Here is a 9,805-nt window from a genome sequence, read left to right as displayed (position 1 = left end):
GCGCGAAGCGGCGCGCGCGCAACTGGTGCAGGCTGCACGCCAAACGGAGTACACCGTCGTGCGGGCACCGTTCGCGGGCGTGGTCAGTGCCCGCCGCGTCGAGCCCGGCGAAAGCGTTTCTCCCGGCCAGCCGCTGTTGTCGCTCTACGCCCCTGGCGCACTCCGTATCGAGGTCCAGGTCCCGCAGTCCGCGGCTGCGCGGATCGCCAGGGCGGGCAGTGCGCGCGTGGTGTTCGGCGACGGGCGCACGACGCTCGCCTCGCAGGTGATCGTGCATCCGGTCGCCGACCCGCGCACGCACAGCGTCGCCATCCGCGTGCTCCTGCCCGGGGACGGCCCGGCGCCCGTGCCGGGCACGACGGCCAGGGTGGTGTTCCCGATCGGCGCAGGAGGGATCCTGTCCATTCCGGCCAGCGCGCTGGTCCAGCGCGGCGAGGTGAGCGGCGCGTACGTGATCGACGGCGACCGGATCGCATTGCGCCAGCTCAGGACCGGCGCACGCGATGGCGATCGCGTCGAGATCCTCGCTGGTCTGCGCCGCGGCGAAAGCGTTGCCACCGATCCGGTCGCCGCAGTGCAGGCGCTGGTCGCGCAGCGCAATGCCATCGGAAACAGAAATGACTGACGTGCCGCGCCTCGGCCTGCCCGGCCGTCTTGCCGCCGCGTTCCAGGCCAATCCGCTCACCCCGGTCCTTGCCTTGCTTGGCCTGCTGCTAGGCCTGGTTGCGGTCCTGGTAACGCCGCGCGAGGAAGAGCCGCAGATCGACGTGACCATGGCCAACGTGATCGTGCCGTTCGAGGGCGCGAGCGCGCGCGACGTGGAGCAACTGGTCAGTACACCGCTGGAGCAGAAGCTTTCGGAGATCGAGGGCGTCAAGCACGTCTACTCCATCAGCCGCCCGGGCACGGCAGTGCTGACGGTCGAATACAAGGTGGGCGTCGAGCGCCAGCCGGCGATCGTGCGCCTGTACAACCAGGTGTACTCCAACCAGGACTGGTTGCCGCCCGGCGTCGGTGTGGGCCAGCCGCTGGTCAAGCCCAAGGGGATCGACGACGTCCCGGTCATGTCGGTGACGCTGTGGACGGACGATCCCGGGCGCGGCGCCATCGAACTTGCGGAAGTCGCGCACACGCTGGAAACCGAGTTCAAGCGCGTTCCCGGGACGCGCGACGTCTACACCATCGGTGCACCCGACCGGGTGGTGGCGGTAACCCTGGATCCGGCGAAGCTCGCCGCACACGGGCTCGCTGCCGGTGATCTGGCTGCAGCCTTGCGCGCCGCCAATGTCGTGCGCACCGTGGGCGAGCGGGTAGGTGGCGGTGCCGCGATCCCGGTCACGGCCGGCACCTTCCTTGCCGGTGCCGATGACGTCTCCACGCTGGTCGTCGGCCTCGCCGGCGGCAAGCCGGTCCTGTTGTCCGATGTCGCAGAGGTGCGCGCTGGCGGGGACCTGGCCTCGCGCCTTGCATGGCATGGCGCGCCGCCGGGCCGCGACGGGCCCGCCACCGGCATGGCGCCTGCGGTAACCATCGCCATCGCCAAGCAGCCCGGCAGCAACGCGGCCGACATCACCGGGGCGATCCGGGCCAGGCTGGCGCAAGTGCAGGGCGAGCTGATCCCGGAAGGGGTGCAGGCGCTGGTCACCCGCGACTACGGCCGCACCGCCACCGACAAGGCGATGAAGCTGATCCAGAAGCTGGTGTTCGCCACCGGTTCGGTGGTGTTGCTGGTGCTGTTCGCACTGGGCTGGCGCGAGGCGATCGTGGTCGGTGCCGCGGTCGTGCTGACGCTCGCAGTGACGCTGTTCGCCTCGTGGGCGTTGGGCTTCACCCTGAACCGGGTCTCGCTGTTTGCGTTGATCTTCTCGATCGGCATCCTGGTCGACGACGCCATCGTGGTGGTCGAGAACATCCATCGCCACATGGCGCTCGGGGGCAGGACCCTGCGCGAGGCAATCCCGCCCGCGGTACAGGAAGTGGGCGGGCCGACCATCCTGGCGACGTTCACCGTGATCGCGGCGCTGATGCCGATGGCCTTCGTGTCCGGACTGATGGGTCCGTACATGCGGCCGATCCCGATCAACGCTTCGGTCGGCATGCTGTTGTCGCTGGCCATCGCGCTGATCGTGACGCCATGGCTGTCGCTGAAGCTGCTGGCAAGGCACGGCGCGGCGGACAATGGCTCGGCGCACGTTGCCCAAGCACGGCAAGCCGGCCGCCTGCACCGCCTGTTCTCGCGGGTGATGGCGCCTTTCCTGGATCCGGCGCGCGGCGGCCGGCGCAGGCTGTGGCTGTTCGGCGGGATCGGCGCGCTGGTGCTGGCGGCCGCGTCGATGGCCGCGGTGCAGCTGGTGGTGCTGAAGATGCTGCCGTTCGACAACAAGTCGGAACTGCAGGTCGTCGTCGACCTGCCGGAAGGACGCACGCTCGAGGACACCAACGCCCTGCTGGTGGAACTGGCCGCACGCGTCGCGCTGGTGCCGGAGGTGCTCGACTACCAGGGCTACGCCGGCACCGCTGCGCCGATCAACTTCAATGGCCTGGTCCGGCAATACTTCCTGCGCAGCGGCAGCAACGTCGGCGACCTGCAGGTCAACCTGGTCGACAAGCATGCGCGCGAGCGGCAGAGCCACGAGATCGCCCGCGACCTGCGGCCGGCCCTGGCGGAAATCGGCTTCGCGCATGGCGCGTCGGTGAAGGTGGTCGAAGTCCCGCCCGGGCCACCTGTGCTGTCGCCGCTGGTGGCCGAGGTGTACGGGCCCGACCATGCACGCAGCCGCGAGCTGGCGAAGGCGCTGGAGCGGCGTTTCCTGGCGACGGAAGGCGTGGTCGACGTGGACACGAGCGTGGAAAGCGACGCGCCGCGGGAAGTGGTCGTGGTCGATCGCGTGCGCGGCGCGCGACTCGGCGTATCGCAGGCGGCGATCGCCGACGCGCTGGCGACGGCGGTCTCGGGCCTGGATGCCGCGTGGATACACGACGGCGCGTCGAAGTATCCGCGTCCGGTGCGGCTGCGCCTGCCCGCCGGCGACCAGGCCAGCCTGCAGCGCTTGCTGGCGCTGGAGGTGCGCGGCGGCGAGGGCCAGCTGGTGCCGCTGGCGGCGCTGGTCGAAGTGCGCCAGGCACCCTGGGATGGCGCGATCCACCACAAGGACCTGTTGCCGGTGGTCTACGTCACCGGCGACGAGGCCGGTCGCCTGGACAGCCCGTTGTACGGCATGTTCGACCTGGTAGGGCAGTTGCGCGACAACGACGTCGACGGCGTGCGCCTGGGGCAGTCCTTCATCGGGCAGCCGTCCGACGGCAGCCGCTTCGCGGTGAAATGGGACGGCGAATGGCAGATCACCTACGAAACCTTCCGCGACATGGGCATCGCCTACGCTGCCGGCATGGTGCTGATCTACCTGCTGGTGGTCGCGCAGTTCCGCAGCTATCTGGTGCCGCTGGTGATCATGGCGCCGATCCCGCTGACGGTGATCGGGGTGATGCCGGGGCATGCAGTGCTCGGCGCGCAGTTCACGGCCACCAGCATGATCGGCATGATCGCGCTGGCCGGCATCATCGTCCGCAATTCGATCCTGCTGGTGGACTTCATCAACCACGAAACCGCCCGCGGCGTGGCGCTTGCCGATGCGGTGGTGGGCGCCTGCGCCGTGCGGGCCAAGCCCATTGTCCTGACTGGCCTGGCCGCCATGCTCGGCGCCTTCTTCATCCTCGACGATCCGATCTTCAACGGGCTGGCGGTGTCGCTGGTGTTCGGCATCCTGGTCAGCACGGTGCTCACCCTGGTGGTGATCCCGCTGTTGTATTTCGCCCTGCTCGTGCGGGGCCGGAAGATCGCCTGACTCACCCGCCCAGGTCGGCGTCCAGGATCTGCGCGAGGCGCCACGCGGCCTGGCGCACGCGCTGCTCGGCCAGCGGGCGGTATTCGTCGAGGTAGGACTGGTCCATCTTGTGGCCATCGGGATAGACGCTGCGCGCATCGATCAGGCGGCACGATTCACCGGCCCAGGCATCCGGGCCGGTCTGCGGGCCGTCGACGGGCATCGGCGGCCAGGGCAGCGCGTCGAGCCGGTCGGAGTACTGCTGCAGCGAGAGGCCCTCGGAGCCGAGGATGTAGTAATCCCAGATCGAGTGGAGGTTCGTGCCCATCACGCCGTCGACATAGTGCTTGCGCGCGTAGGCTTCCGGCTGCAGGTCGGTGCGCAGGCTGACCTGGTAGCGGTTGCCACCCAGGTCGTCGCGGTTGTTGGCGTGCATCGGCTGGTGGACGTCGCCGACGAAGTGGACGATGAACTTGAGCGCGTCGCGGCGCGCCTCCAGCGGCTGGTTGCGGTCGGCCAGGATCCTGCGCTGGGCCTCGATCGCGCCGATCACGCACTGGCCGTCGGGGCAATCGCGGGCCGGCTCGTAGCCGCATCCCTGGCCCGGCGGCGTGTTGACGTAATGCCAGCGCGAGGTCGCCTTGAACCGCTCCGGCTCCAGGTCGCGCAGGCGGTCGGCCCAGGCCGCGACCCCGGCCAGCGTGGGGTCGGGTTCCCCCGCCAGCAACAGGTCCACCTGGGTCTGCGCCGCAGGGCTGATGTGGCGCTGGGCCAGCTCGCCCACCATCTGGTGGCCCAGCGCGCTCCAGGCCAGGGCCGCGGGGCTGGCGGCCAGGGTGAGCAGGGCAGTGGCGAAAACAAGACGAAGGCGCATGGGTCTGATCCCGGTCAGGTGAATGGCGCTAGCGGAGGGTAAAATAACCGGATTCGGTGTTTTTCTCCCAACTTTCCAGGAGTCCGGCGACATGGCGATCAGGGTAGGCATCAACGGCTTCGGCCGCATCGGGCGCAACGTGCTGCGTTCGGCGGTCGAGAACTTCGGCAGCGACATCGAGATCGTCGCGATCAACGACCTGCTGGAGCCCGACTACCTGGCCTACATGCTGCAGTACGACTCCGTCCACGGCCGTTTCAAGGGTGAGGTCAAGGTCGAGGGCAGCAACATCGTGGTCAACGGCAAGACCATCCGCCTGACCCAGGAGCGCGACCCGGCCAACCTGAAGTGGGGCGACGTCGGCGTCGACGTGGTGATCGAATCCACCGGCCTGTTCCTGACCAAGGAAGCGGCGCAGAAGCACCTGGATGCAGGTGCGAAGAAGGTGATCCTCTCGGCGCCGTCCAAGGACGACACGCCGATGTTCGTGTTCGGCGTCAACCACGACAAGTACAACGGCGAGAAGATCGTTTCCAACGCCTCGTGCACCACCAACTGCCTGGCGCCGCTGGCCAAGGTGCTGAACGACAAGTGGGGCATCAAGCGCGGCCTGATGACCACCGTGCACGCCGCCACTGCGACCCAGAAGACCGTCGACGGCCCGTCCAACAAGGACTGGCGCGGCGGTCGCGGCATCCTCGAGAACATCATTCCGTCCTCGACCGGTGCGGCCAAGGCCGTCGGCGTGGTGATCCCCGAGCTCAACAAGAAGCTGACCGGCATGAGTTTCCGCGTCCCTACCTCCGACGTTTCCGTGGTCGACCTGACCTGCGAACTGGAGAAGCCGGCGACCTACGCAGAGATCTGCGCCGAGATGAAAGCGCAGTCGGAAGGCCCGCTGAAGGGCATCCTGGGCTACACCGAGGACAAGGTCGTCGCCACCGATTTCCGCGGCGACGCGCGCACCTCGATCTTCGACGCCGAAGCCGGCATCGCCCTGGATCCGACCTTCGTCAAGCTCGTGTCCTGGTACGACAACGAGTGGGGCTACTCCAACAAGTGCCTGGAGATGGTCCGCGTCGTTGCAGGCTGAGCCATGCAACCACGCCCCTCGCTCCAGCAGGGGGCCACGCCTGGCGCCGAGGACATCGAGCGCCTGGTGGACGCCTTCTACGACAAGGTCCGGGTCGATCCGGTGATCGGCCCGGTCTTCAACGAGGCGGTGCACGACTGGCCGCAGCACAAGCGCCTGCTGACTTCGTTCTGGTGTTCGGTGGTGCTGCACGCGCAGACCTACCGCGGCAACCCGATGCAGGCGCACCGGCCGTGGCCGATCGAGGCGCGGCACTTCGACCACTGGATCGGCCTGTGGAAACAGACCGCCTCGGCGCTGATGCCGGCGGCGGAAGCAGCGACGATGGTCGCCTTCGCCGAGCGCATCGGCCAGAGCCTGCGCTACGGCCTGGGGCTCGAAGGCGGCGCCAGCCCGCTGCGGGTGCCGATCCACCAACCGTAACCGGGATACCAGCGACCATGACCATCCAGCGCATGACCGACCTCGACCTGACCGGCAAGCGTGTGTTGATCCGCCAGGATCTCAACGTGCCCGTCGACAACGGCAAGGTCACTTCGGACCAGCGCCTGACGGCCTCGCTGCCGACCTTGCGCACGGCGCTGGACGCGGGCGCGGCGGTGATGGTGATGTCGCACCTGGGCCGGCCGAAGGAAGGCAGCTGGAGCGAGGAAGATTCGCTGGCGCCGGTGGCCACGCGCCTGGGCGAGCTGCTCGGACGCGATGTGCCGCTGGTGCGCGACTACCTGGATGGCGTCGAGGTGCAGCCGGGGCAACTGGTGCTGCTGGAGAACTGCCGCATGAACCCGGGCGAGAAGGCCGACGACCCGGCGCTCGCCGGGAAGTACGCGGCACTGTGCGACGTGTTCGTGATGGACGCCTTCGGCACCGCGCATCGCGCCCAGGCCTCGACCCACGGCGTGATCCGTGCAGCGAAGGTGGCCTGCGGCGGGCCGCTGCTGATGGCCGAACTCGATGCGCTGGCCAAGGCGCTGGACAACCCTGCGCGGCCGCTGCTGGCCATCGTTGCCGGTTCCAAGGTCAGCACCAAGCTGGAGCTGCTGTCCTCGCTGGTCGGCAAGGTCGACCAGCTGATCGTCGGCGGCGGCATCGCCAACACCTTCATCGCGGCGATGGGCCACGGCGTGGGCAAGTCGCTGGTCGAGACCGACCTCGTCGAAACCGCGCGCAGGATCATGGCCGACGCGCGCGCGCGTGGCGCCGACATCCCGGTGCCCACCGACGTGGTGGTCGCGCCGCGCTTCGCCGCCGACGCCCCGGCCACGGTCAAGGCCGTCGACCAGGTCGGCGCCGACGACATGATCCTGGACATCGGCCCGGACACCGCGGCGCGCTACGCGGAGATGGTCGGCAAGGCGGGCACCGTGGTCTGGAACGGTCCGGTCGGCGTGTTCGAGTTCGACGCGTTCGGCAAGGGCACCGAGGTCCTGGCGCGCGCGATCGCCGCTTCCAGCGCCTTCTCCATCGCCGGCGGCGGCGACACCCTGGCTGCCGTCGACAAGTACGGCATCGCCGGCGACGTCTCCTATATCTCCACCGGAGGCGGCGCTTTCCTCGAGTTCCTCGAAGGCAAGGCGCTTCCCGCGGTCGCGGCGCTTTCCGCGCGAAACTGAGAACTGCGGCTGGACCGGGCGCGACGAGGCCCTGTAGGCTGGGGTGGGGACCTGCACGATCGACCATCCTATGCAAAAGCTGCTTGTTTCCTGTGCCCTTGCGCTGGCGGCTTTGCTGTCGGTGGCAGGGGCCGGGGCCGAGGAATTCCACAACGGGGGCTTTGCCTTTTCGGTCGAGCCGGTGCCCGGCTTCGTCGTCGAGCGCGAATTGCCCGACACCTGGACCGGCCGCGACGAGCCGGATTCGAAGTGGCGCACCTGGCTGAGCGACCGCCAGTCCGACCGCCGCCAGGATCGCAACGTCGTCTATTCGGACCTCGCCTACCAGGTGCTGTCGCCCAGCCTGCTCGGCGAGGCCGGTCGTTTCCAGGTGATGTTCAAGCCGGAATACCAGTCGCTCGCCTTCCACCGCGTGCAGGTGCGGCGAGATGGCGCCTGGATCGATCGCCTGGATCCGTCGGCGATATCGCTCGCGCGCCGTGAAAGCGACTTCGAGGACGGCATCACCGACGGTTCGGTCACCGCGCTGCTGGTGTTGCCCGACCTGCGCGTCGGCGACCTCGTGCGCATCGCCTGGTCGCTGGAAGGCGGCAACCCGATCCTGGCCGGCCACGAAGCGGACTGGTACCGCTTCGACTGGGTCAATCCGGTGCTCGACGCGTCGTTGCGCGTGCTGTGGGATCCGGGAACGCGCATCGAGGTCCACCGGGAGAACGGTGCGCCCGAGCCAGTGGTGCGCGACACGGGCGACGCGGTCGAGGTCGTCCTGCAAAGCCACGACGCGCCCAGGGTGGTGAACGAGAACCAGTATCCGGCCTGGTACCAGCCCTTCGCGCTGGCCCAGGTGGCACCGCGACGCCGCTGGAGCGAGGTCGTGGAGTGGGCCTTGCCGCTGTATCCGCGCGACGCGCCGTTGCCGGCCGAGCTCGAACGCAAGGCCGGTGAATGGGCGCGCCTGCCGACCCCGCAGGCTCGGCTGGCCGCCGCGCTGCGGCTGGTGCAGGACGAAGTCCGTTACTTCGGGCAGGAAATCGGCGATAGCTCGCACCGCCCCGCGCCTCCCGCGATCACCTGGGAACGCCGCTACGGCGACTGCAAGGACAAGACCTACCTGCTGGTGACCCTGCTGCGACGGCTCGGCATCGAAGCCGTGCCGGCGCTGGTGTCGATGAAGAACGGACGCGCCATCGAGAGTTATGTCCCCTCCGCCTCGGACTTCGACCACGTCGTCGTGCGCGCGCTGATCGACGGCGTTCCGGTGTGGGTGGACGCCACGGCCTCGTTGCAGGGTGGCGACCCGCGCGCCAGCGACCTGACCCGTTACGGCGCGGCGCTGCCGGTGGAGCCCGGCCGCAAGGCGCTGCAGCCGATCGCGGCCCCGCAGCCGTCGGACCGCCGGGTGGAAGCCGTGCAGACGTTCGAACCCTCGGCGACAGGCACCGAAACCAGCCTGGTCGTGCGCACCACCTACCGCGGCGTGCGTGCCAACGGGATCCGCAGCGTGCTTGCGCACAACACGCGGGAGGAACTCTCGCGGCAGTTCGCCGACTATTACCGCAAGCTCTACGGCGCCGTGCGCGTGGAGGCTCCGCTCGAGGTCTCAGATGATCGCGAAGCGAACGTCGTGGTCCTGGTCGAGACGTACGTGCTGCAGCAGCCGTTCGTCCGCCAGGGAACCGGCACCCGGGTGATCGACCTGAATGCAGGCGCGCTGCAGGGGATCGCGGCGCTGCCGACGGCGATGTCGCGCAAGGGGCCGTTGCAACTGGGCGACGCCCCGCTGGAATTCCGGGAGCAGATCACCCTTCGCCTCCCCGAGGGCTGGGCGGTCAGTGCGTCCCCGCAGGCGGTTCGCGTGGACTCCTCGCCGGCGGTGGATTACAGCCTTTCGGTGTCGAGGAAGGACGAGGCCGTGGAACTGGCATACGACTTGAAGCTCAAGCAGGACTTCCTCGAAAGCGAGACGGTTCCCGGGCATTTGGCAGCCATGCGCGAGGTCCGCGATTCGCTCAATCCGCGCATCGTGCTCTCCGTGCCCGAGGCCCTGGGCGTGAGCGAACGCAAGCGCAGGCTGCAGGAGTTGGTCCGTTCGGTCATGCATGGGGACAAGGAGGGGGACGAGTGATGCGAAAGGATCTGTTGCTGGGAGCGCTTGCCGGAGTGTTGCTGGCTTGCGCGGCGGGGCCTGCAAGTCCGGCCGGGCTCGACCCGGAGGCCGAGTGGGAGCGGTTCCTCTCGACTGCGGCGTTCGGCGACGCCTACGGTGCCTACTCGGTCCTGGACGACCTGGCCTACGGCGCCAGCGTGGACCCCGATGCGTGCCGGGTGCAGGCCGCGCGGCTCAAGGAATCGCTGGCGATCGTCCCGGTGTCGGTCGCGCTGCACCATGCGGCGATGCTGT

At 68.9% G+C, this 9,805-nt stretch carries 8 protein-coding genes; 7 read left to right on the top strand and 1 reads right to left on the bottom strand.

Annotated features, from left to right (window positions below):
• The coding region (locus QAA18_RS08800) for an efflux RND transporter periplasmic adaptor subunit (protein WP_279412560.1) at positions 1-625 on the top strand (625 nt) is incomplete at its 5' end.
• On the top strand, positions 618-3,845 hold the full coding sequence (locus QAA18_RS08795; protein WP_279412559.1) for an efflux RND transporter permease subunit: 3,228 nt from the start codon (positions 618-620) through the stop codon (positions 3,843-3,845). The genes QAA18_RS08800 and QAA18_RS08795, both read left to right, overlap by 8 nt.
• Position 3,846: 1 nt before the next feature.
• On the opposite strand, the gene QAA18_RS08790 is transcribed toward QAA18_RS08795, so the two are convergent.
• Positions 3,847-4,698: a S1/P1 nuclease gene (locus QAA18_RS08790; protein ID WP_279412558.1), complete on the bottom strand. Its 852-nt coding sequence runs from the start codon at positions 4,696-4,698 to the stop codon at positions 3,847-3,849.
• Between the two features lie 91 nt (positions 4,699-4,789).
• On the opposite strand from QAA18_RS08790, the gene gap reads away from it, so the two are divergent.
• From gap to QAA18_RS08765, 5 genes are all read left to right on the top strand, one after another.
• Entirely contained in the window at positions 4,790-5,791 is a 1,002-nt protein-coding gene (gene gap / locus QAA18_RS08785) for a type I glyceraldehyde-3-phosphate dehydrogenase (RefSeq protein ID WP_279412557.1), read from the top strand.
• 3 nt (positions 5,792-5,794) lie between these two features.
• Entirely contained in the window at positions 5,795-6,214 is a 420-nt protein-coding gene (locus tag QAA18_RS08780) for a group III truncated hemoglobin (protein ID WP_279412556.1), read from the top strand.
• 17 nt (positions 6,215-6,231) lie between these two features.
• Positions 6,232-7,404, top strand: a complete 1,173-nt coding sequence (locus QAA18_RS08775; protein WP_279412555.1) for a phosphoglycerate kinase — start codon at positions 6,232-6,234, stop codon at positions 7,402-7,404.
• Positions 7,405-7,474: 70 nt separating this feature from the next.
• Positions 7,475-9,529: a DUF3857 domain-containing protein gene (locus QAA18_RS08770; RefSeq protein ID WP_279412554.1), complete on the top strand. Its 2,055-nt coding sequence runs from the start codon at positions 7,475-7,477 to the stop codon at positions 9,527-9,529.
• The coding region (locus tag QAA18_RS08765) for a hypothetical protein (protein WP_279412553.1) at positions 9,529-9,805 on the top strand (277 nt) is incomplete at its 3' end. The genes QAA18_RS08770 and QAA18_RS08765, both read left to right, overlap by 1 nt.

This window comes from Luteimonas sp. 8-5 (assembly GCF_029763755.1).
Classification (GTDB): domain Bacteria; phylum Pseudomonadota; class Gammaproteobacteria; order Xanthomonadales; family Xanthomonadaceae; genus Cognatiluteimonas.
Note: the sequence above shows the minus strand (reverse complement) of the source record. Positions and strands in the feature narration are given on the sequence as shown.